Genomic DNA, 26,919 nt, shown 5'->3' on the forward strand with positions numbered 1-26,919 from the left:
AAAAATTAAAATAATAAGGATTATGTTAGAAAGTTGAGTGTTATTTCAATAAAATAGAAATGTATTAGTTTATATCGAATGTCGCATTTTTAAGTAACAGACGAAAGGATAAAAAGTTCTATTAATGATTTATTTGTTATCATGTATTGTAAGGTGAATATTCAAAATTTTAAGAGGAGGTAATTTTATGAACCAATCTACATTTGAAAAATTAATAAATGATTATAAAAATCTAAGGTATAAAAAAGAAACTACAGCGATTAAATATAGCGGGGTCTTTAACAAAGTTAATATAAATATATACTTTGATGCTTGGGATGATGAAAATTATAATTTTCAATTAATTCTCCATAATAATAAAGATTACTATTTAACTAATTTAAATATAGTAGATGGCGAATTTTCATCTAAATACTTGATTAACCTTCCTTGTAACTTAAAACACTCCATTTCATCAAACTATAATCTAGATAAATTTTATTTAAAAGTTGAAGATATTATTAATAACAACCAACATTATCCAGTTAATTATAATAAAGATTCCTTAATGATTAACACAAAAAAATTCAATCCTCCTAAAGAAGAAATGTATATAAAAGGTCTGTCTCATAAAAATATGACAAATAATATGTATAAATGGGCTAAGAATAATCTTAATATATCTATAAAAACTTTAGATTTAATTAAGTATAGTCATTTAACATTAGTTAGAACAAATGATATAACTAAAAGAAAAAAGTTAAAAGTCATTTTAAAAAAATTCAATATTAATAGCAACTAAATTAAAAAGCATCCTCTACCATGAAGCGGAGGATGCTCTATTAGTTTTTTATAGATTACTAGCCATAAGTTCTGCTTGTTCTACGACCTGTTCTACAGCCATTTTTTGTAAATCAGGTGGATAACCGTATTTTTTAAGTAAATGTCTGACAGATACTCGCATTCTAGCTTTTGCACTACCACGTTTAGACCAATCGACACCCATATTTTCTTTCACTGTTTTAGTTAGCTCATGCGCAATAGCACGAAGCTCTTTATCTCCCATAGCTTCTTTCGCTGTTTCATGTGAAGCTAAAGCGTCGTAAAAAGCAATCTCTTCTGAATTTAGTCCTAATTCATTACCTCTTTGTTGCTCCTCTTTAATATCTTTAGCTAGTTGAATGAGTTCTTCAATCACTTTAGATGTTTCAATGGATCGACTGTTGTACTTGTTAATCGAATTCCCTAACATTTCAGAAAAACGTTTAGATACAGTCGCATTGGTTTTCATCAATGATTTGACTTGTCCTTTAAGTAATCGATTTAAAAGTTCAACTGCCACATTTTTCTGTTTCAATCCTTCTACATCTTTTAAGAAATCATCTGAAAGAATTGATAAATCGGGTTGTTCAAGACCTAAAGTTTTATAAACATCAATCACATCTTCTGTAACCACTGATTGTGAAACAAGTTGATTGATCTCTGCTTCAACTTCAGCAGGTGTTTTATTTACTTTTCCTGCTTTAGGAGGTTGTAATAACTTAACAAGTCCTGCTTTAACTGCTTTGAAGAAGGCAATTTCATCATTCAAATCTTGAGCTGTCGGTTCTGTAGCACAAAGGGCAAATGCCTTACTTAATTCCGTTACCGTTTTAATAAAGCGTTGACGTTCCTCTTCACCTAAACCAATTACGTAGTCCATTGTATCTGAAATCGTATAATAACGTTCAGACTTTTTCTCTGAATTAAATTTAGAATAATCAAGATTATATAACATGTCTTGAATAACATCATACTTCATCAACATTAATTCAACAGCTTTATCTGTATCTATCGCTGTTTGGGCTTGATCTGATTCAGTATATTCTTTAAGTGCTTCTTTTAAACTTTCAGCGATACCAACATAATCAACGATTAATCCGCCAGGTTTATCTTTAAACACACGATTGACTCTGGCTATCGCTTGCATTAAATTATGTCCTTTCATTGGCTTATCGATATACATCGTATGCATTGAAGGAACATCAAATCCTGTTAGCCACATGTCTCGAACAATGACAAGTTGTAATTCATCATTCACATCTTTCATTCGTTTTTCTAACAAATTACGACGTTTTTTGGGACCAATATGTCTTTGGAAAGAAGCAGGGTCACTAGATGAGCCTGTCATTACCACTTTAATGACCCCTTTATCATCATCATCTGAATGCCATTCCGGTTTTAGACGAATGATTTCATCGTATAAATCAACAGCAATACGACGACTCATGGTAACAATCATCCCTTTACCTTTCATAGCTTGTTGACGTGTTTCGAAATGTTGGATAATATCTTTTGCTAATGCTTCAATACGAGGTTGTGCACCAGCAAGGGCTTCTATTCGTGACCATTTAGATTTTAAGCGTTGCTTTACATCATCTTCTTGATCTTCTGTAATTTCATTGTAAGATTCATCTAAGTCTAAATTTTGAGGCAGATTTAATGGAATCACACGACTTTCATAATAAATTTTAACAGTACTTCCATCCGCTACAGCTTGTGTCATATCATAAACATCAATATAGTTACCAAATACCATTTGCGTATTTTTATCAGTTGAAGCTACTGGTGTACCTGTAAATCCTACAAATGTCGCATTTGGCAAAGCGTCTCTTAAATATTTTGCATAACCATATTTAATGCCTTCACCTTTTTCATCATATTTCGCATTAAAACCATATTGTGTACGATGCGCCTCATCTGCCATTACGATGACATTTTTTCGTTCAGTTACGGCTGCCATTGTAGTTTCATTTGCTTCAGGTTCAAATTTTTGCATCGTTGTAAAGATGATACCGCCTGACTCTACAGATAATAAAGATTTCAATTCTTTACGTGTTTCTGCTTGTTTCGGCGTTTGTCTTAATAAACCTTTTCCTGATCGTCCTTTTGATTTAGCAAACGTACTAAAGAGTTGATTATCTAAATCATTACGATCTGTTACGACTACTAACGTAGGATTATTAAGCATTTGAATTAATTTCCCAGAGAAAAAGACCATGGTTAAACTTTTACCTGATCCTTGCGTATGCCAAATTACGCCCCCTTTACCATCTCCTTGCCCAGATGAAGCTGATAAAGCTCTATCGACCGCTTTATTAACGGCATAATATTGATGATAAGCTGCTAATATTTTACTGAGATGTCCTTTACCATCATCTTGGAATAATACAAAATAACGAATTAAATCAAGTAAGGTTTCAGGATTTAACATACCGTGAATGAGTACATCTAAACTAGCTAAACTTGATGATGATTCAGTTTGGCCATCTTTACTGCGCCAAGTCATAAAACGATCATAGTTCGCAGTTAGTGAACCAGCCTTTGTATTAATACCATCACTTGTTACGAGTACTTCATTAAATGTAAATAATTGTGGGATTCGCATTTTATACGTTTCTAATTGATGATAGCCATCTTCGACACCTACCGTTTCATTCGTTGAATTTTTAAGTTCAATAACTACGACAGGCAAGCCATTCACAAAAAGCACAATATCGGGACGTTTTGTATAATCTCCATTGACTATAGTTAATTGGTTTACAGCTAGAAAATCATTGTTTCGTGGATGTTCAAAATCTACGATTTTAACGATTTCTACAATCGATTGTCCTTCGTCGTCATAATCTTCGATTTCAATACCATTAATCAAATTTTCATGGAAGGTAAGATTATTTTCTAAAAGGTGTGGTGACTTCTCTAAAGTTAGTTCATGTATCGCTTTCTCGATAAAACGAGGATGAATATCTGAATTAATTTTTTTTAATGCCTTTTCTAATCGTTCATGAAGGACAACATCTTTATCACTTTTACGTTCTGGCACTTGACTATTCGCACTAATTTCATTTCCTTTTTTGTAGTCGTAGCCTAGTAATTGTAGCCATTCTAGTGCAACTTGTTCTAAATCATCTTCATTAAATTGAAAGTTCATCAGTATTCACCTCAACATCATCAGGTATTTCTAGTTCTCCGGACATGAGTTTAGGAAGAAGTGTATCTCGTAATTCAATTAAATAACTAATTTGGTCCTTTATGACATCAATTTCCTTAAAATATATATTAGTAATTTCTTCATATTTGACTATAAGACTATCAGATTTAGGTATAATAATATTTATATTTTTGATATCTTTTTGTGATAATAGGGGCTGTGTAGAGCCTCTATTTAATGATTTATAATCGATATTTATTAAAATGAAATAAGTATAAATCATGAACTTAGACTTAATAATAAAAGTATTATCTGAAGGCCAGACATTATTATTAAATCGTTGAATAATGCCATGTGTACCCACTCTTCCCATTACTAATATTGGTTCTGATTCTAAATAGTTTGAAGTATAACCCATAATTTTACTTGCTCCGATAATGGGTATCTTATTCTTATTGTCCACAATATTTACTTTATTTCGAGGTCGTTTACCACTTTTGATATTTATAATTTTATCTAATTTACTTATTTTCCATCCCTTAGGTATTTCGCCTATTACACTATCAATCATTTCTCCACCACTAGATTTATAAGGATTACCATTTTCATCTGGAAATTCAAAATCTACAAACCAACGCTTAAATAGTGTTTGTGACAGTTCATCAAGGTTTGCTATTAATTTTTTATTGATTTCAATTTTATCATCTAAATTTTTCAGAATTGTGGCTATCTTTCTTTGATATTGTATAGTAGGAATTTCACATTCATATTCAAGAATTGATTCTTTTTGTGCACGTTGCCTACCAGAAGTACCAGTCATAGATTTTATAATAATATCTCTGATTTTATTAGTTCTAAATAAATAATATAAAAATTGCGAATTCAATTTATTATCAATGGCTCTTAAAACAAAAAATTCAGTAGAGCCAAAAGCTATTTCATTATCCTCTAAAATATCAACATAAGCGGTTTTTCCATTTTCTAAACAGGGTGTGATTCTTGCTAACAAGGTATCACCATTTTGAAATTTCGATCCACTCTTAAATTCTTCAATTGTGAAATTATCAATTTTTTTTTGAAATTCTTTTATATTTTCCATAGCTATTTTTTTAGCTTTAGAACCTTTTTTAAGCGTAACTTTAGGATTAACTTGTAGAAGTTCTTTCAATTTATATTTATTAAACTCCATAACCTAGTCCCTCCAATGATTTACGGATTTGGTCTTCAAGTTCTTTAGATTTTGCAAATTGTTCGCTTAATTCAGAAGTTATACGTTCCATTTTTTGTTCGAATGGCTCTCCATCTTTTTCAATTTCAGTTAAACCAACATAACGTCCAGGGGTTAAAATGTATTCATTATTCTTAACTTCTTCTAAACTAGCTACTTTACAAAAACCTGCTATATCTTCATATGGTTTATCGTTTGTTCCTCTCCAAGCATGATAAATTTGTGCTACTTTCTGAATATCTTCTTCTGAAAATTCTTTTAAGGTTCTAGATATCATATGGCCGATTTCACGGGCATCAATAAATAAGATTTCATTTTCTCGTTCTTTTTTGCTATTTTGCCCTTTATTGTTACAAATGAACCAAAGGCATACTGGAATTTGTGTTGAATAAAAGAGTTGACCTGGTAAAGTAACAATACATTCCACTAAGTCTTGTTCAATAAGATTTTTACGAATTTCAAATTCGTCTTTACCACTGGTAGACATTGATCCGTTAGCTAATACAAATCCTGCTGTACCGTTAGGAGCTAATTTTGAAATCATATGCTCAATCCATGCATAGTTAGCGTTACCTTTTGGAGGTACTCCAAATTGCCAACGATAGTCATCAAGCAAACGCTCTTGGCCCCAATCACTTGCATTAAAAGGGGGATTTGCTAATATGTAATCTGCTTTCAATCCTTTATGTAAATCATTATGGAATGTATCAGCATTTCTTTCACCTAAGTCATTATCAATCCCACGAATCGCTAAATTCATTTTGGCTAATTTCCAAGTTGTAGGATTAGATTCTTGACCATAAATTGCAATATCGTCTATGCGACCTTGATGTTTTTCAACGAAGCGTTCACTTTGCACAAACATCCCACCTGAACCACAACAAGGATCGTAAATACGACCTTTATAAGGTTCAATCATCTCAACTAGTAATTTTACAATTGATGATGGCGTATAGAATTCTCCTGCATTTTTACCTTCTGCACTCGCAAATTTAGCAATAAAATATTCATATACTCGACCTAATACATCTTGTTTACGACTTTCTGTGTCGCCAACTTTAAATGTAAATAAGTCAATAATATCACCTAATTTTTCTTTATCTAACGCAGGACGTGCATATTCTTTAGGTAATACACCTTTCAATGATTTATTTTCATTTTCAATCGCAATCATAGCTTTATCAATAATTTGTCCAATTTCAGGTTTTTTCGCATTGTCATTAATATATTGCCATCTTGCTTCTTTAGGAACCCAGAAAATATTTTCCGCTAAATATTCATCTTGATCTTCTTCATCTGCATATGGATCTTGCTTCAATTCTTCATACTTTTCTTCAAATGAATCTGACACATATTTTAAAAAAATCAACCCTAATGCTACATTTTTATATTCAGCAGCATCCATGCTCCCTCTTAATTTATCGGCAGCTTTCCATAAATCTTCTTCAAATCCTAATACACTCAATTTTAATCCTCCACTTTTCAAAATTTACCTATTTTATTATTTAGATTAGGTTTATCTGTTAAATTATTTAAAATAATCTATGTCTTTCCAATAATCTTCAACTTCAAATCCATATTCTTTTAAATTTTCAATTCCTTTATTAAGTAACTCAAAACTACAATTTACACATTTAACTCTGTCAACAGTTTCATAACTATCATAAATATCTGTACAAACTATTTGTCCAGTCAATATATCCTCATATTCAATTTCCTCATAATCAGTTATTACTTCTGTAGTATAAGTAACTAAAGATTTAGCATTACAAGATGGACATGTAATAATTTCATTAGTAGAACTAAAATCATTTTGTAACTCTGCTAAAGCTAATTGATGAGCACTTTCATCTTTAGAATCTATCATGATACCAAATCCCTTGCCGTAATGACTTTGTAAAGATGCTCTTCCTAGTTCTTTTAAAACCGCAATTCTATCATATTTTGGATTTTTATTTTGAATTTCTTGCTTTATTTCTTTGATTATATTTAGATTTAAAGGGCTTTTCCCTAGTCCAACTATACGACTTAAGTCATATTTGCTTAAATAATTTAAATTTTCTAAGAATATTTCTGCTAATGGTAGTATATATTTTGCAATTAAATTATCTAATGCAATATAAGTTAATATATTTTCTCCCTTATGCCATATAGAATTTCTTAGTTCGCTTAAGTAAATTAATACTTTTTTATTTTCTTTTATAAAATCATACCCAGATTCTTGTTTTAAATCTATATACTTAATTAATCTTTCTAATGAATTTCGAAATTCAAGAGTATTAGAATTAATATATTTTTCTTCTTTTATTGGTAACCCTTCAATTAGACTTATTAAAAACTCATCATTGTTCGATAATTTAAATGCTAACAGTCGGTTTTTAGTTTTTAATATATCCTTTATTAATAATTCAAAGAAATGTTGAAAATGCAATATTACTTCTGAATAATTTTCAAAATAATTTCTATTATGATTCTCTTTAAAAGTAAATCTGTCAAAATTCTCTCTCATTGATTGATATGTACTAAGATAAGCTTTAATGGCAATTCTAAGTGAGTTAAGAGCTAATATATTATCTTTGTCATCACTAAATTTTATTTCGTTTTTACTAAAAGTCTTATCAAACATATTATTTCTCATTTCATTTAAATCCATAAATTTGTCCTTTCTAATTTTACTATCAATTAAATATTATTAAACTAGCGATAGAATTTAATTGATTAGTTTTAGTTATTTTTCAATTCTTAGTCTGTCATAAATGTATGCATTTTAGGATAAATTGTTTCTTATTTACTCATTAGAGTTAGAATTGGTTTATCAGTATGTTGTGTTGATTTTTATAATTTAAAAAGTTTAAATTTTGTTATGTAATATTATTAAAAATTTTATATTGATCTTTTAAACTAGCTCTTTTGAGTACCATTAATATCTCGCTTTTAATCCACCCTTTCTCGCTCCCAATTTGATCACTCTTTTACTATGAATTCTAAATTATAAAACACCGCATTATTTATGATAACTTTCACCACGCATGATTTTGAAGGCGCGGTAGATTTGTTCGATTAAGACCACTCGAATCATTTGGTGTGGGAAGGTCATTTTGCTGAATGAGAGTGCGTAGTTGCTGCGTTGTAGGACGTCTTGATGTAAGCCGTTTGATCCTCCTATGACGAATACAAAGTCGCTTTGACCTTGGATCATGCGCGTTTGCAATTCTTTAGCTAATTCTTCTGAGGACAGCATTTTGCCTTGGATTTCTAATGTAATGACTGTGGATTGTGGTTTAATTTTGGCTAGTAGTCGTTGGCCTTCTTTTTCTTTAACTTGTTCTATTTCTTTGTCGCTCATATTTTCAGGTGCTTTTTCGTCTGGAACTTCTATTATTTCAACTTTGGTATAAGCTCCTAGTCGTTTTTCATATTCTGCTATGGCTTGTTTCCAATATTTCTCTTTTAGTTTTCCAACTGACAGGATTGTAATTTTCATTTTATCCTCCATGTAAATATGTATGATTTATCCAACTTATCCACAAGTTATTAACTTGTGCACACTATTCCCTCTTATTATAACAATAATATTTATATAATCTTAACTATTTTTGAGATTTATACACATTTTCTATGGAATAATCTGTTATTTTGTGGATAACCCTGTGTATATTGTGGGTATTTCTGTGTGTATTGTACACAACTCTGGATAACTATGGACATTTTAGTGGATAACTTTAAGGTAGTCTTAACTCAATTTTTACAATTAAGGCTCATATTATCTACTTTTTAGACCAACTTGAGTGTTATTTTCTTAAATTTCCATTACTTTTCCACAGAATTTTTCAAAAAAGAACCTACTTAAATCTCATATTTAAGTAGGTCGGGTGTCTTACTGTTATTTAATTATAGTGTATAAATTGGTGTAGCTTGAGCTTTATCCGTGTCGCAAAGAAGTACTTCTTTCTCAGTATCGATATCATGTTCATTTAACACTTGGCCTACACTCATACGAGCGAGGTCTTTCATGTTGTTATCTTGTGATAAATGAGAGAGGTAAATGCGCTTCGTGTTACCTGTGATGACGTCTGTCATTGCAAGACCAGCATCTTCGTTAGACACATGTCCCATATCACTGAGGATACGTTGTTTCGTCTTCCAAGGATAACGGCACATACGTAACATATCGACATCGTGATTACTTTCAAACATGAATGCATCACTGCCACGAATCATGCCTTTCATACGGTCTGACACGTAGCCTGTGTCTGTCAGCATCGTGAATTTCTTATAGTTGTTGTTAAAGATATAGAATTGTGGGTCAATCGCGTCATGTGAAACGTTGAAAGACTCGATATCAAAACCTGCAATAGTTTTCGTTTCATATGGATTGAATATGAACTTCTGATCCATGGGGATACGACTGTCTTTCTTTTCAATGGCTTTCCACGTGTTCTCATTCGCATATATTGGAAGATTATATTTACGCGCGAGGACACCAAGCCCTTTGATGTGATCGATATGTTCATGTGTGACTAAGATACCGTTAAGATCCTTGATATTTCTATCAATTTGGCTAAATAGCTCTTCCATTTTCTTGCCGGTTAGACCTACGTCTACGAGCAGGCTACCTTTCTCACTTTCTACGTAAGTGGCGTTACCTGTACTACCACTTGCTAATACACTCATACGTATCAAGCGGCTTCATCCTTTCTAATATGTACAATCTTTATTTGTTTGAGAATTGTTAGGGTGTGATGTGGATATGACGTGCGTTTAGGTGTTGTTGCGATTTGTGATAGTGTTCTGGGTTGTGTTTTTTAACTTATTGCACGTGAATGTGAGTCATAATTGAGATTTCGAGGTGTGTTGATTCTAATTATTTAATCTCGAAACGAAACGTTCTCTAAAATTCCTTTATATTATACTATACCAATTTTAGCAGGTGTGTGCCAATTGTCAGTTTATGAATAGTTAGTGACGTAGAATATCAATTTCTGACCGCTTCGTAATTGCATAAAGAAACGACCACTCTACTTCGGTGAGTGGTCGTTTTGTGTGTTGTAGTTCGAGAAACATCGCTGGAATGATGGACGGGCTTCAGTGAGCAGGTCGTTCGACAATAATACGCATCGCGCTAAAATTTGAGGAACAATTTTCGCTTGATGCTAGTTATTGCTCTCGACCTAAGCGCTCACTTCAGCACCTTTTCCTTAATTTATAACTTTTGGGTTTTGGTCGGTGGCTTCGACGTAGTAGGTTTCTATGTTGTCTTTGCCTTGGTGTTTGACTTTGATTTCCCAGTTTGGTTGTAGTAGTTGTACATTTGTTTCTTTTACGACTGAGTAGTAGCCTAGGCGTGCGTCGATGACTTGGTCATGTTGTTTTAAATATCGATTGTAGTAGAGTGCTTCGACGGCTTTACGTGGGCTGATGACTTGTTTCTTCGAGCTGTTTGAACCTTCTGCCATATGGATGTTATTCATGGCTGTTTGTTTATAGCTGGTTGCCTTTCCATTATTTAAATTAAAGGTTAAACGCGCTTTACTATTGTTCATAATTGGGTAGCCTTCGAATGTTTGTTCATAAGTCATGTTGTCTGAACTTAAGTCACTGAGTTGATATTCTTTACCGTTATAAACGTTACGCGCTATAAAATCTTTAATGTCTTGAAGGTTCTTGTCGCTGACTTTCACTGTCTTGTCTATGTCGCCTTCAAGTGTCTTGTCTGAATCTGAGGTGCTCAGGCTAGAGTGGTCTTTCGCATAGCTTGAGAAGTCCTTAGAACGTGCTGTGATTTGTGCGAGTTTAGTGTCTTTCACGCTCTTATTCAGCACGTCTTCAGGCACTTTAATTTCCTCTTGCTGAAAATTAACATGATTACTACTCTCAGCGTCGTTAATCTGTGCTTTATTGACTTTATCGATGTAAATCATGACGAGCAAGATGTTGACAAGAATAAATACGAAAATGAATAGCGTCTTTGTACGTTTCCAGTTCATTTATTCTAGCCTCCCATCTTTATAGGCGTACCAATTGCCGTCGTATTCAACGTACCATTGTGGTGTGAATTCACTGTTGCGTTGAACTTCAATATCATCTTTATCTGGTTTGTCATCCATTTCATAGCCGACTGCGAGGTTGGTTACCTTTTCAAAGTCAATATTACTATCATTGGCAAGTGCTGAACGCACGGATTCGGCTGTAGGTAGGTTCTTAGATTCTTCACTGTTCAATTGAACGCTACTCTTAAGTAATGAACGTTGGTAATCGAAGACACCTTTCTTGCCCCAAGTGACTTGAATTTCGTTTAAATTCTGCGTATTGAAGGTTGGATAACCATTTAAGAAACGTTGATATGTGAGTTTACCGTTCTTATTATCTGTGTTGAATAGACGGAAGTCTTCGTTAAGGAAGCCTCCATGACCATTGATAAATTCAAAGGTACCTGGAATTGTTTCTTCCATGTTACTTGAGCTTTTCGCGTCTTCGGATAAGTTCTTATAATGGTACATTTCACTCTTACCGTCATAATTTGCGACGCCGGTATTGTTGTTGTAAGTTGTTGCACCGCTTTGTGAGCTTCGTACGATAGTTGAATCATCGAAGAGGATGGAGTTCATTCTTTCGACGTTCATTGTTGAGAAGACCATGCGGTATGACTTTAAGCCTTTAGGTTTGCTTGGTGCGAATACATGTGTTGCTTTGTCGATTGTATCTTTGTTGGTGATGATTTCTGTATATGGTTGCATGTTTGATTTGATACTTTTTAAGGCGCTATCAATGTTTTTACCTTGTGCTGATGTTTTAAGTTTCACGACTTCGTGTCGGTCTTTACTAATCGCGTAGAGCACGACGTGATTGTCGTTGTCTTGGTCTACGAGTAATCGATTGAAGTTGAAGTGATTTGGCACTTTGGCATCGATGTTCAATACTTGGCTTAAGTATGTTGTTAATGGTAAGTCATATGTGAAATCGAGCACGACGAAATCATTGCTTAATTCAGGTATGACGAGATTATGATCGCGATGAGTGTGTGAAACCGTTTTGACTTCTTGGTTCTTCAACGGTTCGATGATGCTATCTAATGCATCGCCCGTTGATACTGTTCCTTGTGGTTTATCATCCTTTGCGTGGATGATTTGGAATGGTGTGATGGTGCCATCCATTTTTGCTGTCATTGGTTTACTGAGTGGTTTGGGTTCATTACTTTTACTATTTTCTGAACTAGCGACATTATTGAGGTCTGGCGTAAAGTTCCAGACCATATATGTCAACACGATACTCATGAGTACAAGTAAGCCTAGGATAATCGATTTGATATGCTCTTTACTATTCATCCCAATCACCGTCTTCAATGATTTCGCAAGGAAGTGTGATGAAGATAGACGTTCCTTGTCCTTCTACGCTGTTTGCCCAGATACGTCCATTATGTGCTTCGACAATTTCTTTAGAAATCGCTAGACCTAGTCCTGTACCACCCATCTTACGTGTACGTGCTTTGTCAACACGGTAGAATCTATCAAAGATTTTATCTACTTTATTAATTGGAATTCCGATACCATTATCTTTTATACGAATGGTCATTCTATTGTAAAGTGCATTTTGTTTCACATGAAACTCGACACGTTTATCGCCACGTGAATATTTCATTGCGTTGGTAATAACGTTGTCGAATACTTGTGTCATCTTATCTGGATCGATTTCCGCAAAGATGGTTTGTTGTGGAATTTCACGCACGAATGTAGTATCTTTAGCTGCCATTTCATGTCGATTAATGATTTTATTAATGAACATGTTAAAGTCGATGATTTCTTTCGTGATTTGATCTGACTCGTTGTCCATTTTCGATAATTGAAGTAGGTCGTTAACGAGTCGAATCATACGTTCTGTTTCTTCACGTGTTACGGATAGGAATTGTGGTGCGAGGCTTTCATCTTGCCAAGCGCCTCCTTCGAGTGCTTCGATATAGCTGTTCATTGATGTTAATGGTGTACGTAATTCGTGTGAAACATTGGCTACGAATTCACGACGTTCACGTTCGACTTGTTGTTGTTCTGTTACGTCATGTAACACGGCAATGTAACCTGTGACGAATCCTGTTTCTTGAACGATGGTACTAAATTTAACACGGACGATAATGCCTTCTTCTTCGTTAATGTCTAAGAGGAAGGAATCGTTATTTTCTTGGATTTCGTCTAGTGAGAATTCATTTTCAAGGTTGAGAAGGCCAAGCATGTAATAACCGATGACGTCTTCTTTCGCGAGACCGAGCATCTTGAGTGCCATGTCATTGGCAATACGTACACGACCACGGCGGTCTGTCGCAAGGATACCGTCACTCATATGTGTGATAACTGAGTCGAGTCGTCGTTTCTCACTTTCAGTATTGGCTTGTGCTTCTTGAACACGTTTGGATAGATTGTTGAAGGCGAGTGCGAGCTCACCAATTTCGTCGTTACCGTATATCTTTACGCGTTGGGTGTAGTTACCCTTAGACATCTCGACGGTTTGGTTACGCATGTCGGTAATTGGTTTGGTAATCGTTCGGGCGATGAAGAAACCGAGGATGACTGTGATGAATAACGATATCGCAGTACCGACGATAAAGATTTGATTGATATTGTTCAGTTGGTTATAAACGTCGTTGATTTTCGATTCTATGTAAATATCACCGATTGTTTGTTTATCGACTTTTACTGGTATGTTGTAAACCCAGACACGTTCTTTACCACTACCATAGTCTTTGAGAACCATGTGATTATTGGTTTCGCCTAGAGAAAGTGCCTTTTGGACGGAGCTGTCGTTCGCTTTTTGGTTAATTAGACCGCGGTTAGACTGCTTGGTTGTTGCCATGATGATTTGGTCTTTATCTATAAAGCGAATTTCTCCGATTTCTTGACGGTTGGCATATTCACTCAAAAGGTTTTGGATATCCTTCTGAGCGTTTACGGTACCTTTGTCATTATCGTTGTAAACTTTCTCTATGTTTACATCTAACTGCTTCGCGTATTGTGTTATGTTCTTTTTAAAGTTATCGAGTAATTCTTTTTCTAAACTATTAGTAAAGTACAAACCGATGATTTGCATACCAATAATAATCAGTAATACATAAACAATAACGAGTTTAGTGTGAAGGGATTGTAATTGTTTAAGCCACTTCATGAGATGTTGCCTCTAATCATGTTGTTGGAGGAAGTATCCAACGCCTCTACGTGTCACAATATATTCTGGGTGCGATGGATCGTCTTCAATTTTCTCACGTAGACGACGGATGGTTACGTCGACAGTACGCACATCACCGAAATAGTCATAACCCCACACTGTTTGTAATAAATGTTCACGTGTCATTACTTGACCCATATGTTTAGAAAGATAGTGGAATAATTCAAATTCACGATGAGTTAATTCGATATCTTCACCGCGTTTTTTAATTGAGTATGCATCTGGGTAGATGACAATATCTTTAATTGTAATTTCGTTTGTCGCGCCACTCACTTCTTGTGCTGGTTGTGAATAATGACGGCGCAAGTTTGCTTTCACACGTGCGATGAGTTCACGTGTACTGAAAGGTTTTGTTACATAATCGTCTGCACCTAATTCGAGACCTAATACTTTATCAATTTCTGAGTCTTTCGCTGTTAACATGATGATAGGCATTTCGAATTTTTTACGGACTTCACGGCAGACTTCCATACCGTCTCTGCCTGGTAACATGATGTCTAATAATACGATGTCTGGTTCTTCTTCGTAGATTAAATCTACTGCATCGTTACCATCGTAAGCGCAGAATACTTCGTACCCTTCTTTTTTCAAATTAAATTCTAAAATATCAGCAATTGGTTTTTCATCATCGACTACAACAACTTTTCTAGCCATATACTTTAAACCTCTTTTCTCAAAGTGTAATTCTTCCGTTCGTTTAATTATGTGAAGGCTATATTTTTCTAGTTTGAACCTTGTGAAAGGTGATTTACTCTGTATATATAGCGCATAGTTATCTAATATATAATTTACCATTTATGAACGGTTAATTCTATTTTAGTATTAAAAATTATAGAATAATATTATTTATAAGTTTACCACCGAAATACTGTTTCACAAAATATGTTGAACACTTGCAAATAGCTTAAAACGTTTATATATCAGTATTCTCATTATTTTGTAATATAAATAATTGGTGTAAAACGTATGGTTACGCGATTCCTCTTCTGAAAATATGAACAAATAGGACAAATGTTAAGTTTTTGTTGCAGCGTCATAGCGTTGTAAAGGGAGTAGATTTGTGTACGCTGAGGTCGAACCTGTTGGATGTGATTGTGGTTGATTGTAATAGGAAATTTGTGGATATGCAAGCATAAAAAAATGCCTACCCTATTGGGTAGGCAATACGGTCCCGACGGGAATCGAACCCGCGATCTCCTGCGTGACAGGCAGGCGTGTTAACCGCTACACTACGGGACCTATCATGGTGACTCCTACGGGACTCGAACCCGTGTTACCGCCGTGAAAGGGCGGTGTCTTAACCGCTTGACCAAGGAGCCGTTCTTAAGCACAAGATAGATTATAGCATAGCTAATCTTTTGATGACAAGCTATTTTTTACATAAATTTAACAATATTTTTTGTGGGTTAATAAAGGAGAAATATTGCTATAAAAGTGTTGAGCGTATGGTGTGAATTGTAAAGATATTTGGGGCTGAACTATTTTCTTCTATATATATAAAGTAAAAGACCGACTCGCTTTAATAAGACGAATCGGTCTTTTAAGGAGCAGAGACCTTTAACGTTTATGCTCTGGGAAACCGATTAACGGCGTCCCAAAAGCAGGATTTTCGGCAGTAACACTCACAATTCGACAAAATTTGAGAAACAATTTTGCTCATCGTTCGGTTCTGCTCAAATCCTAAACACTTTTGTCCCGACCTCTTTCTTTTATATCTTGTTTTACCATAATTGTTCTAATAAGTTTGTTTGTTCGCGGTCTGGGCCTACAGAGAAGATTGAGATGTGTACGCCACATAATTCTGAAATGCGTTCTAAGTATTTGCGTGCATTTTCAGGGAGTTCTTCTAAACTGCGGCATCCTGTAATGTCTTCTGTCCAACCTGGAAGTTCTTCAAAGATTGGTTTACAGCGTCTTAATTGATCTAAGTTTGCAGGGTATTCAGTGATTTCTTCGCCATCTAATTCGTAAGCTGTACAAATCTTAACTGTATCTAAGCCAGTTAAAACGTCGATTGAGTTGATTGAAAGGTCTGTAATACCACTTACACGGCGTGAGTGACGTAATACAACTGAGTCGAACCAACCTACACGACGTGGACGTCCTGTTGTTGTTCCATATTCACGACCAACTTCTCTAATGTGATGTCCGTCTTCATCGAATAATTCAGTAGGGAATGGACCATCACCTACACGTGATGTGTATGATTTACATACGCCAATAACTTTAGATACTGATGTAGGACCTACTCCTGTACCTACTGTCACGTTACCTGCAACTGGGTTACTAGATGTAACGAATGGATATGTGCCGTGGTCGATGTCTAACATGACACCTTGTGCGCCTTCGAATAATACCTTTTCATCTGCAACGTTTGCATCGTCTAAAATTTTAGCTGTATCTGTGACATATTCTTTTAAGCGTTGACCTGCTGCATAGTACTCGTCAAAGATTTCATCAAACGTAGGGCATGTTTCATTGAACATTCCTTTGAAATACGCATTTTTATATTCAATATTTTCTTTAAGACGGCGTTCGAATGTGTCTTTCTCCAATAAGTCTGCTACTCGAATACCAATACGTTGTGCTTTATCTACGTAAGCTGGGCCGATACCTTTTTTCGTTGTACCGATTTTATTATCTCCACGACGACGTTCTTCATATTCGTCTTGAGCTAGGTGATAAGGTAAGATGACTTGTGCACGGTTTGAAATACGTAAGTTATCTGTTGAAATGCCACGTTCGTTTAAACCGTCCAATTCTTTTAATAATGCGACTGGATCTACTACTACACCATTACCAATAACTGCTAATTTATCTTTATAAAAAATGCCTGATGGTACTAAATGTAATTTGTACGTTTCTCCACCAAATTGAATTGTGTGTCCCGCATTATTACCACCTGAAAATCTTGCAATCACATCTGCTTGTTCTGCTAAGAAATCTGTAATTTTACCTTTACCTTCGTCTCCCCATTGTGTCCCAACTACTACGATTGATGACATAAGAGCACCTCCAAGTTTTTCTCATTTAACCATTAGATATTCTACCAATATGATTATGAATTTGCAAATAAAAATCGAACATTAAATTGCTATAGGTTGTTTGCAATTTGTTAATTTTGTTTTTACTTTTATGCGGGGTTGAGTATTGTTATATCAGTGCTTTTAGGTTTATTTTCCGGAAAATGATATACATACTTCAAATGATTTTATAGGAGTAAATCAAAATAAAAACCGTACAATAAAACTTGTAATTAGTTTATCGTACGGAAAAAATATTTTATGACATTTCTGCATGAGCATAATCAATGTCAGTAAATTTATTATATTGTTTCATGAAATGAAGCTTAACGGTACCTGTCGGGCCGTTACGTTGTTTAGCAATGATGATTTCAATTTCGCCGTTATCATCATTTGTTTGAGGTTCGAAACCTGCATCATCGTCGTCCTCATCACCTTCACCGCGATTATAGTAATCATCACGGTATAAGAAAGCGACGATATCAGCATCTTGCTCGATTGACCCAGATTCACGAATGTCACTCATCATCGGACGTTTGTCTTGACGTTGTTCCACACCACGTGAAAGCTGACTCAATGCAATCACTGGGCATTCAAGTTCACGCGCAATTGCTTTAAGTGTACGTGAAATTTCAGAGACTTCTTGTTGACGGTTGTCTGAGAAACGAGATCCACTACCTTGAATTAATTGTAAGTAGTCAATCACAATCATGTCGAGGCCGTGTTCTTGTTTAAGACGACGACATTTAGAACGTAAATCAGTGATACGAATACCTGGTGTATCGTCTATGAAAATCTTAGTGCGTGATAATTTACCTACCGCAATTGTAAAACGATTCCAGTCTTCTTCAGTCATTGTACCTGTTCTTAAACGGTTAGAATCAACGTTGCCTGAACTACAAATCATACGTGTTGCAAGTTGGTCAGCACCCATCTCTAGAGAGAAGATACCAACTGTAAACATATCTTCGTGTGTCGCTACTTTTTGTGCGATATTAAGTGCGAAGGCAGTCTTACCTACTGAAGGACGCGCCGCTAATATAATTAAATCATTACGGTTAAAGCCTGCTGTCATTTGGTCAAGATCTCGATAACCTGTTGGAATACCAGGCGTTTGACCACTATTTTGGTCGAGTTCTTCGGCTGTTTCATAAACCTGACCTAAGACATCTCTAATATCTTTAAATCCATCACTTTCTCTTGTAGAAGAAAGTTCAAGGATACGTCGTTCGGCGTCACTTAGAATGGTATCTAGTTCTAATTCATCATTATAGCCATCATTCGCGATACTATCAGCAGTTTGAATTAATTTACGTTTCAACGCATGTTTAAAGACAATATCTGTATAGTATTGAACATTACGCGTTGTCGGTACGTTTGTCGATAGTTCTGCGAGGTATTGTGGACCGCCCGCTTCACTTAAACTTCCTTCGCTTGAGAGTTGATCCATGAGTGTAACAACGTCGATTTCTTTGTTGTCCTCATTCAGATGCATCATTGCGCGGAAGATATGTTGATGGGCGCCTCTATAAAACGACTCAGGAAGAAGGACTTCCTGAGTTGTGTTAATCAATTCTGGATCTATAATAATGGCACCTAAGACAGATTGTTCAGCTTCATTGCTATGTGGCATTTGATTTTGCTCATACATTCCATCCATTGTTTGCTTACACCTCTTATTTCAATCCATCTTTATTATTTCGAAATTCAGTAATGAGATTATTATAGTGAATTTAAATCAACGAACAATGTTACGCGACTCCCGAGGGAAAAGCGCTAAGCGAAGACTATAGGCTGATCTTGTGCCCTGGGAAAGCGTCGCAACAAAGTGAGTGAATGATAGATATCCGTTAATTCTATAAACATCACTATAATAACGGTTTAAATTACTGTTCTACTGTGTGTACTCGAATTGTACCTTCAACTTCTTTGTCTAGTTTAACTGGTACGTTTGTGTAACCTAATGCGTGAATACCTTGTGGTAAATCCATTTTACGTTTATCAATTTTAATATCATGTTGCTTATTAAGTGCTTCGGCAATTTGTTTTGTACTAACTGAACCAAACAATTTACCGCCTTCACCTGTTTTAGCTGATACTTCCACTTCGATATTTTCTAATTTTTCTTTCAATGCTTTAGCTTCATCAATTTCTTGTTGTCTATCCGCTTCAGCACGTTTATTTTGTTGTTCTAATTGTTTTAAGTTACCAGGAGTTGCTTCTACAGCATAGTTGTTTTTAAGTAAGAAGTTATTTGCGTAACCTACAGGTACGTCTTTCACTTCGCCTTTTTTACCTTTACCTTTAACATCTTGTGTGAAAATTACTTTCATGCGTCTTCACTCCTACTCATTTGTTCTGTAATTGCTTGTTGTAATTGTTCTATTGCTTCATCTATAGTAACACCTTTAATTTGTGTAGCTGCATTTGTAAGGTGTCCACCGCCACCTAATGCTTCCATTGTTAATTGGACATTGATGGAACCTAGTGAACGTGCAGAGATACCAATGAGATTATCCTCACGTTTTGCTACAACATAAGATGCTTCGATACCTTCTAAACTTAACAACTCGTCGGCTGCTTGTGCAACCGTCACAGGATGATAGATTTTCTCATCAGAGCCATGTGCAATTGCTATGCCATGATCTTGTAGTTTTACTGTTCGAATTAGCTCAGAACGATTAATATACGTATCTACATCATCTTTTAAGAAGTGTTGAGTCAAGATTGTATCTGCGCCATGTGCACGTAAGTAACTTGCCGCATCAAATGTTCTTGAACCTGTTCTTAATGTGAAGTTTCTCGTATCTACGATAATACCTGCATACATGACTGTTGATTCTAAACGTGTCAGTCTTTGTTCAGTCGGTTGATATTCTAATAATTCAGTAACAAGCTCTGCAGTCGAACTTGCATATGGTTCCATATATACCAATAATGGGTTTGAAATAAAGCTTTCGCCACGTCTATGGTGGTCAATAACCACTTTACGGTTTGCTTTATTTAAAACATTTTCATCTAAGACCATCTCAGGCTTGTGCGTATCCACGACAACGACTGTCGTCTTAGATGTCATCATATCCCAAGCCTCATCTGATGTGACAAAACGCTCTTTCAATTCAGGTTTCTTATCAATTTCATCCATTACACGACGTAATGTTGGGTCGATATCAGACTCGTTTAGAACGACATAAGCTTCTAAGTTATTCATTAATGCAAAGCGTGACACTCCAATAGCTGCCCCAATTGCATCTAGGTCAGGACGTTTATGTCCCATAATAATTACTTTGTCGCCTTCAGTGAGGATATCTTTCAATGCGTGAGAGATCACTCGAGCTCGTACGCGTGTACGTTTCTCCATCGGGTCAGTCTTACCGCCGTAGAAACGAACGTTACCATTCATATTCTTAATGGCAACTTGGTCACCACCGCGTCCGAGTGCTAAGTCTAGACCTGATTGTGATAAATCACCGAGGTCGATAAGGTTCTCTGTCCCTTCACCGACACCTATACTTAGTGTAAGTTGTGCGCGGTAACCGACACTCTTCTCTCTTAACTGGCTTAAAATTTCAAAGTTTGAATCTTCAAGTTCTGCTAGAATCTTCTGATTGAGATAGGCAACGAACTGATCTGAATTATAACGTTTGAAATAAATGTTAAACTCTTGTGCCCAACGGCTAATTACACGTGTAACCATTGAGTTGATTTCTGAACGTTGTGTATCGTTCATATTCTGTGTAATTTCATCGTAGTTATCTAAGAATAACGTTGCGATGATTGGCTTTGAATCCTCATACAATTCGCTTGTATGTACACTTTCTGTGATATCGAAGAAGTATAAACAATGTTCATTATCTGAATAACGCACGTGATAATGATAGCTGTTATGTTCTATTTCTACTTCTTGAACCTTTTCTAATTGTTTTAATATGTTAGGAAAGACTTCGTTTACATTCTCAGAAATCACATTCGTTTCAACGTGCTCTGTCATGAATTGGTTCATCCACTCAATGTGATTATTCTCATCTAACACTATCATCCCTATAGGCAAATGCTTGATTGCTTTATTGCTACTTGCCGAGATATGACCACTTAAATCATCCACATAATTATCCATTTTAAGAAAAGCTTGTCTCAATAACACGCCACTAATGATAATCATCACGACGAGGATTGCTGCAGCAATGCCTGCGACGATTTGGTTGAAAATAAACCATACGATGACTAATGCAATGGCTGTAAGTACCATTAATATGAATGGTATGAGTAGCGCTTTTTTAGTGGATTGACGGTTCATTTTTCCACCTCTAATCACTATTTAATAATCATTTTTTTATTATTCGTTTCAAATTAATACATAAATCAATAACGCCAAGTAATCCTACGATATGTGTGAGTGGTGTAATTAATGTCCCTATCACCATCAAGAATATCGTTAAGGCATTCGGCCATTTCTTAGCTTTACCAAAGAAATGAATGACGCTTAAACCTTGGATATACATCACTAATGATAACACAATTTCAAAGTTTAAAACGATGCTTTGGAATGTGCCTGGTTGGTTCGCAAACATAACACATATGAGAACTATAAGATAAATCCATAATAATGTACGGCTCATTTGCCAAGCAAATAATGGTTTAAAAATAGGTGTTGCGACCTTGAATTTTCGTAAAATTGGAAATGTAATAATCAGATTAATTAAGATTAAAAGGAAAATGACTATAATGAGATAGCTAGGGAGTTGAACCGTTGATTGTCGGAAAACTTCCTCAAACATCTGTCTATAGTTAGAATCTACTCCACTTGTTAAGACGGCATCATGAATTGCATCTTTAAATGGCTTAATTAATACGGCTGCTTTTGGGATTTTCTCAAATGATTGTAATAACATGAATCCAATCAATGTGATTAAACTGATTGAAGCCGTTGAAATATATAGAATTCTTTCTTTTGAAGTTCTTTCCTTAAGTAATTGTCCGATGATAAAACTTAAAATTAAGATCAGTACCATCATACTTAAGACAAATGTATTACCTAATAACGTTGTAAGAATAACTGTTACTAATGCGCTAATTCCAAATGATTGTACAGATCGATTCCATAGCACGATGCCTGGAATCGTTGCAAATAAACATAAAATTAAGCCGAGAATAGGTAATACATGTGTTACTAAAGCGACTATAAGTAATGAAATTGTTGCAATAATAGTTGCTTTAGGTTGTATTTTTGAAAACACACACGCCACTCCCATACTTTTTGACTATAACCTCTATTTTAACCTCTTTGCCAAAAATTAACAATAAAGTCATACTTCTAATGACATCGTCATTAGTTAGTATGACTTATGCAATCGCAATAGGCGATTGTAATCCTTTATTGTAATGAGGCGGTCATTTAGTATTGCTTAGCTCCCTTGCCGCGGGCATGGCTTGAGCCTGTAGTCTCAAGACGCATGCTATTCCTGCAGGCGTGTCGCTACCAATACTCTATTTACCCGTTCAAAATAAAACTTTTGCCTTAAGTTCAACCTTATAAATATTATTACTCTATCGGGTGTTTATTTCCTTTTAAATTGTTTTAAGTTTAGGAAGTGATATAAATTGGGTGCCCAATCGTTAAAGTTGAGGAGGAAGCCGTCATGGCCTACGTTATCAGGTACAAAGAAATGACGATGATATTTAAATCTCTCCCCTACTGCTCTGACTTGGTCATCAGGATAAAGTAAATCATCTATAAAGCCCATGGTTAAGACTTTAGTTTCTAATGATTGAAACACCTCGTCTACGTCATCTCGTCCTCTATCAATATTATGACTATCTAAGACGTCCAGCAGTGTTAAATAGCATTTTAAGTCGAAACGATTTTTGAATTTATCGCCTTGATGTTGCTGGTAACTCACAACTTCTTCTGGCGTAAATCGTTGATCATAACTTTTCGAAGAACGGTACGTTAAGAAACCGAGTTGACGCGCAATACTTAAGCCTTCCTTTCCACCAAGGTGAATGGCTTGGCGTGCAATTTCATTAAATGCGCGACTATAAGATGACGTCTTATCCGTTGAAGCTAAAATAATGGCTTTATCGACATGAAATTGATTGTTATATAATAATTCCATTGCTTGCATACCACCGAGACTACCACCTATAAGAATATTAATCCTCTTGAAACCGAGCGCATGAATACCTTTCTCAATCGCTTTAACAATATCTCTTAACGTGAGGTGCTCTGGAAAGTTAGGGTCATTGAGCTTGGAACTTGAGCCGAAGGGACTACCGATAACGTTGAATGTTAGAAATTGGTAATCGTGAAGAGGGATATAACCACCATCAATAATTTCGCGCCACCATCCATGCTGATCATCGGTGCCATAGGTTAAGTGGTTGCCTGTTAATGCATGACACACGACTGCAAGTGGTTGCCCTGGGTATCCAACATGTTCGTAACGTAGTTTCAAATTGTCTATTGTCTCGCCAGATTCAGTTGTAAATGTGCCTAATTCTAACGTATCTACTTTATAATTCGTCATCCTTATCGCTACCTCCTCTTACTAAAAAAGCTTCTTACTCAAATGAACAAGTAAGAAGCGATTCAGTACTTATCATTCGAGATACTCGTTGGTTGTAGCACCGTGCTATTGCTAGTCGGTTGCTGAAGCATCGTTGGGCCAATTCCCTCAGCTTCTCGAAATAAGATTTCATCAATTTAGTTGTGTGATATTACTGTTGTTAATTCCAACTTCAATTTTCTAAATTTTCTAATTAATTCGATTTTATCTAACTTCTTTTATGACTTCAATGTTTTGCTGTCATTTTCAGAAATTAAAAGAAAAAGCGTAAACAAGCAATAATAATGATACCGCCAACAATTGTTAAAGTCAGACTGCGAGTGAAGATAGCGAGAAAGACAGTGGGGATGATAGCGACAATATATGGAAGATTTAGCGTATATCCAAATGCGTTGTCGTGTTGTTGAATGACCCCGTCGATGACAAGTGCAGTAAATAGTGTGATTGGAATGAACGAGAGCCACTTAACGATAATTTCTGGTAAATGCACTCTCGAAATTAATATAAATGGAATAATTCGCATCAGTAGCGTTACAATTCCGCATAAAATGATAAGTGTGAATGTATGTAAATCTGTGTTCATCTTTCTATCACCACCCCTAAAGCTGCCGTCACAGTTGCTGCAATTAATATCGCTACATATGATGGCATCATTAAGCTTAATGTAAGCATCATCACAACAACACAGATAATTAATAAAATATAAATTCTAAGGCGTGATTTCTTAATTGACTCAAATTGAGAGATGCCTAAAAAGATGAACATTGCAGTAATGGCAAAGTCTAAACCGAGCGCATTGGGATTAGAGATGTATTTACCAAATAATGCGCCTGCCACACATGAAATGGTCCAAAATAAATAAGCTGTAATATTGAGACCATGAAGCCATCGATCATTAATCTTTTCGCCTTTAATATAAGGAGTAATTGCAACGCCGAAAGTCTCATCGGTGAGTAATGTGCCGAGTCCTACCCTATTCCAAAAGCCGTAATGCTTATAGTTAGGTGCTAAGGTCATACTTAATAGGAACATTCTTGAGTTAACGATAAGTGTTGTAAGGACAATTGCAGATATGGGCGTGCCAGCAATTAATAAAGCACAAACGATAAACTGCGCTGCACCTGCATAAATAATAAGGCATAATAAAATAATTTCTAAAATACTAAATTTTTGAGAGGCTGCGACAATACCAAATGACAAACCTACGCCAGCGTATCCAAATAATGTAGGAATACATTCTCTTACCCCTTGCTTAAATGTAAGATGCGCCATTTATTCAGCCTCCATTCTTCCCGGTAAAATAGTAAAGTAAGTCTAATATATTTATTCTTTATATTCAATATCTTAAGACACCGGTTTGTGTGAGGTTAGACAACCCTAATACTCATAAGTATTGTTATGAATGCGTTTATAAAATTTCAGAATTTTGTTTCTTCTTTTAGACTTACCTCTCAAATTTGAGTTTATTTAAGGGCTCCCCCTCCCCTATTTTTGTTTTAAAAGTATTAAAAAAAAGACAATGACTTATTCAGTCATTGCCTATAAGACTTAAATTGATTTTGTCTTTTAATTGAACCCTTTGTGTTTATTATTTTGTTGGTTTATCAATTTTAGTTTTTCCACCCATGAATGGTACTAATGCTTCTGGAATTGTGATTGTACCGTCTTCATTTTGATAGTTTTCAACGATAGCTGCGAATGTACGTCCTACTGCTAAACCACTACCATTTAAAGTGTGTGCTAATTCAGGTTTAGCTGAATTGTCACGTTTGAAGCGAATGTTTGCACGACGTGCTTGGAAATCAGTACAGTTTGAGCAAGAACTAATTTCTTTGTAGTCATTATAACTTGGTAACCATACTTCTAAGTCATATGTTTTACTAGCACTGAAACCAATATCACCAGTACATAAGATTACGCGACGGTATGGTAAGCCTAATTCTTCTAAAATTGCTTCAGCGTTTTGTGTCATATCTTCTAAAGCATCCCAAGAATCTTCAGGTTTTTCGAAACGTACCATTTCAACTTTATCGAATTGGTGTAGACGAATTAAACCTCTTGTGTCACGTCCAGCTGATCCTGCTTCACTACGGAAACAAGCTGTTTGTCCTGTGAATTTTTCAGGTAATACACCTGGTTGAATGATTTCGTCTCTGTAGAAGTTTGTTAATGGTACTTCAGCAGTTGGGATTGTATATAAACCTTCTTTTTCAACTTTAAATAAGTCTTCTTCGAATTTAGGTAATTGACCTGTACCAAACATTGTATCTGCATTTACAAGTTGTGGTGTCATCATTTCAGTGTAACCGTGTTGTGTCGTATGTTTAGTAAGCATGTAGTTCATTAATGCACGTTCTAAGTGTGCACCTTCATTTGTTAGATATACGAAACGGGCACCTGATACTTTAGCAGCGCGATCGAAGTCTGCCATTTTAAGATCTTCTACTAAATCCCAGTGCGCTTTAGGTTCAAAATTGAATTCACGAGGTGTACCCCATTTTTTCAATTCAACGTTTTCTTCATCTGATTCACCTTGAGGTACGTCATCATTGATTAAGTTTGGAATGCGAATTAAAATATCTCTTACTTTATTATCTACTTCATTTAATTTCGCATCATTTTCTTTGATTTCGTCTCCTAAGTTACGCATTTCTGCGATTACGTCGTCAGCATTTTCTTTGTTACGTTTTTTCTGTGCAATTTCTTCGCTGACTTTATTACGTTTTGCTTTCATTTCTTCTGTTTTACCGATTAATTGACGACGTTGTTCGTCTAATTCTAAAACTTCGTCGACTACTTTAGGATCGTCTCCTCTTAATTCAATTTTGCTCTTAACTTTGTCTGGTTCATTTCTAAATAAACGAATATCTAACATGTAACCTTCATCCTTTCCCAAGTGTTTAAAATATTATATTTTTGGATGACTTCGTGCTGGTAAACAAT

20 protein-coding genes, 2 tRNA genes and 1 riboswitch are annotated in these 26,919 nt (G+C 35.3%); of the genes, 1 reads left to right on the forward strand and 21 read right to left on the reverse strand.

Annotated features, from left to right (window positions below):
- Positions 1 to 187 precede the first annotated feature (187 nt).
- Positions 188 to 781, forward strand: coding sequence for a hypothetical protein (locus CD155_RS00360; protein WP_103212227.1), 594 nt, complete (start codon positions 188 to 190; stop codon positions 779 to 781).
- Positions 782 to 829: 48 nt separating this feature from the next.
- Here CD155_RS00360 and CD155_RS00365 read toward each other — a convergent pair whose 3' ends face one another.
- The 21 genes from CD155_RS00365 to serS all read right to left on the reverse strand — a co-directional run bounded on the left by CD155_RS00365 (position 830) and on the right by serS (position 26,851).
- On the reverse strand, positions 830 to 3,949 hold the full coding sequence (locus CD155_RS00365) for a type I restriction endonuclease subunit R (RefSeq protein ID WP_103212228.1): 3,120 nt from the start codon (positions 3,947 to 3,949) through the stop codon (positions 830 to 832).
- A complete protein-coding gene (locus CD155_RS00370; protein ID WP_103212229.1) occupies positions 3,933 to 5,138 on the reverse strand; it encodes a restriction endonuclease subunit S in 1,206 nt (401 codons plus the stop codon). The genes CD155_RS00365 and CD155_RS00370 overlap by 17 nt, the downstream gene beginning before the upstream one ends.
- Positions 5,128 to 6,642, reverse strand: coding sequence for a class I SAM-dependent DNA methyltransferase (locus CD155_RS00375; RefSeq protein ID WP_103212230.1), 1,515 nt, complete (start codon positions 6,640 to 6,642; stop codon positions 5,128 to 5,130). The genes CD155_RS00370 and CD155_RS00375 overlap by 11 nt, the downstream gene beginning before the upstream one ends.
- Before the next feature lie 63 nt (positions 6,643 to 6,705).
- The gene (locus CD155_RS00380; protein ID WP_103212231.1) at positions 6,706 to 7,830 is read right to left on the reverse strand and encodes a hypothetical protein; all 1,125 of its coding nucleotides are present in this window, start codon (positions 7,828 to 7,830) and stop codon (positions 6,706 to 6,708) included.
- 351 nt (positions 7,831 to 8,181) lie between these two features.
- A complete protein-coding gene (gene rlmH / locus CD155_RS00385) occupies positions 8,182 to 8,661 on the reverse strand; it encodes a 23S rRNA (pseudouridine(1915)-N(3))-methyltransferase RlmH (RefSeq protein ID WP_103212232.1) in 480 nt (159 codons plus the stop codon).
- A 407-nt stretch (positions 8,662 to 9,068) separates the two neighbouring features.
- The gene (locus tag CD155_RS00390; protein ID WP_103212248.1) at positions 9,069 to 9,851 is read right to left on the reverse strand and encodes an MBL fold metallo-hydrolase; all 783 of its coding nucleotides are present in this window, start codon (positions 9,849 to 9,851) and stop codon (positions 9,069 to 9,071) included.
- A gap of 524 nt (positions 9,852 to 10,375) precedes the next feature.
- Positions 10,376 to 11,164: a two-component system regulatory protein YycI gene (locus CD155_RS00395; protein ID WP_044466529.1), complete on the reverse strand. Its 789-nt coding sequence runs from the start codon at positions 11,162 to 11,164 to the stop codon at positions 10,376 to 10,378.
- Entirely contained in the window at positions 11,165 to 12,502 is a 1,338-nt protein-coding gene (gene yycH, locus CD155_RS00400; protein WP_070830565.1) for a two-component system activity regulator YycH, read from the reverse strand. It lies immediately after the preceding gene.
- Complete coding sequence (gene walK / locus CD155_RS00405; RefSeq protein WP_002445018.1) at positions 12,495 to 14,327, reverse strand: cell wall metabolism sensor histidine kinase WalK; 1,833 nt, start codon at positions 14,325 to 14,327, stop codon at positions 12,495 to 12,497. The genes yycH and walK overlap by 8 nt, the downstream gene beginning before the upstream one ends.
- A gap of 12 nt (positions 14,328 to 14,339) precedes the next feature.
- Positions 14,340 to 15,041 carry a response regulator YycF gene (yycF, locus tag CD155_RS00410; RefSeq protein ID WP_002434481.1) on the reverse strand — a complete coding sequence of 234 codons (702 nt, stop codon included), beginning with the start codon at positions 15,039 to 15,041 and terminating at the stop codon, positions 14,340 to 14,342.
- Positions 15,042 to 15,553: 512 nt separating this feature from the next.
- Positions 15,554 to 15,626 (reverse strand) — tRNA-Asp (locus CD155_RS00415).
- Between the two features lie 5 nt (positions 15,627 to 15,631).
- A tRNA-Glu gene (locus tag CD155_RS00420) sits at positions 15,632 to 15,706 on the reverse strand.
- A 402-nt stretch (positions 15,707 to 16,108) separates the two neighbouring features.
- Positions 16,109 to 17,392 carry an adenylosuccinate synthase gene (locus tag CD155_RS00425; protein WP_044466531.1) on the reverse strand — a complete coding sequence of 428 codons (1,284 nt, stop codon included), beginning with the start codon at positions 17,390 to 17,392 and terminating at the stop codon, positions 16,109 to 16,111.
- Positions 17,393 to 17,669: 277 nt separating this feature from the next.
- Positions 17,670 to 19,070: a replicative DNA helicase gene (gene dnaB / locus CD155_RS00430; RefSeq protein ID WP_002445024.1), complete on the reverse strand. Its 1,401-nt coding sequence runs from the start codon at positions 19,068 to 19,070 to the stop codon at positions 17,670 to 17,672.
- A 226-nt stretch (positions 19,071 to 19,296) separates the two neighbouring features.
- Entirely contained in the window at positions 19,297 to 19,743 is a 447-nt protein-coding gene (rplI, locus tag CD155_RS00435; RefSeq protein ID WP_002445026.1) for a 50S ribosomal protein L9, read from the reverse strand.
- Positions 19,740 to 21,707: a DHH family phosphoesterase gene (locus CD155_RS00440; protein ID WP_037541779.1), complete on the reverse strand. Its 1,968-nt coding sequence runs from the start codon at positions 21,705 to 21,707 to the stop codon at positions 19,740 to 19,742. The genes rplI and CD155_RS00440 overlap by 4 nt, the downstream gene beginning before the upstream one ends.
- A 28-nt stretch (positions 21,708 to 21,735) precedes the next feature.
- On the reverse strand, positions 21,736 to 22,662 hold the full coding sequence (locus tag CD155_RS00445; protein WP_103212233.1) for a YybS family protein: 927 nt from the start codon (positions 22,660 to 22,662) through the stop codon (positions 21,736 to 21,738).
- Positions 22,663 to 22,968: 306 nt separating this feature from the next.
- Positions 22,969 to 23,937 (reverse strand): homoserine O-acetyltransferase MetX, encoded by a 969-nt coding sequence (gene metX, locus CD155_RS00450; RefSeq protein WP_103212234.1) that lies wholly within the window; start codon positions 23,935 to 23,937, stop codon positions 22,969 to 22,971.
- Positions 23,938 to 24,003: 66 nt separating this feature from the next.
- Positions 24,004 to 24,104, reverse strand: a riboswitch (SAM riboswitch).
- A 125-nt stretch (positions 24,105 to 24,229) separates the two neighbouring features.
- A complete protein-coding gene (locus tag CD155_RS00455; protein WP_103212235.1) occupies positions 24,230 to 24,559 on the reverse strand; it encodes an AzlD domain-containing protein in 330 nt (109 codons plus the stop codon).
- Complete coding sequence (locus tag CD155_RS00460; RefSeq protein ID WP_103212236.1) at positions 24,556 to 25,248, reverse strand: AzlC family ABC transporter permease; 693 nt, start codon at positions 25,246 to 25,248, stop codon at positions 24,556 to 24,558. The genes CD155_RS00455 and CD155_RS00460 overlap by 4 nt, the downstream gene beginning before the upstream one ends.
- Before the next feature lie 316 nt (positions 25,249 to 25,564).
- Positions 25,565 to 26,851: a serine--tRNA ligase gene (gene serS, locus CD155_RS00465; protein ID WP_037541780.1), complete on the reverse strand. Its 1,287-nt coding sequence runs from the start codon at positions 26,849 to 26,851 to the stop codon at positions 25,565 to 25,567.
- Positions 26,852 to 26,919: the final 68 nt, after the last annotated feature.

Source organism: Staphylococcus caprae (assembly GCF_002902725.1).
Classification (GTDB): domain Bacteria; phylum Bacillota; class Bacilli; order Staphylococcales; family Staphylococcaceae; genus Staphylococcus; species Staphylococcus caprae.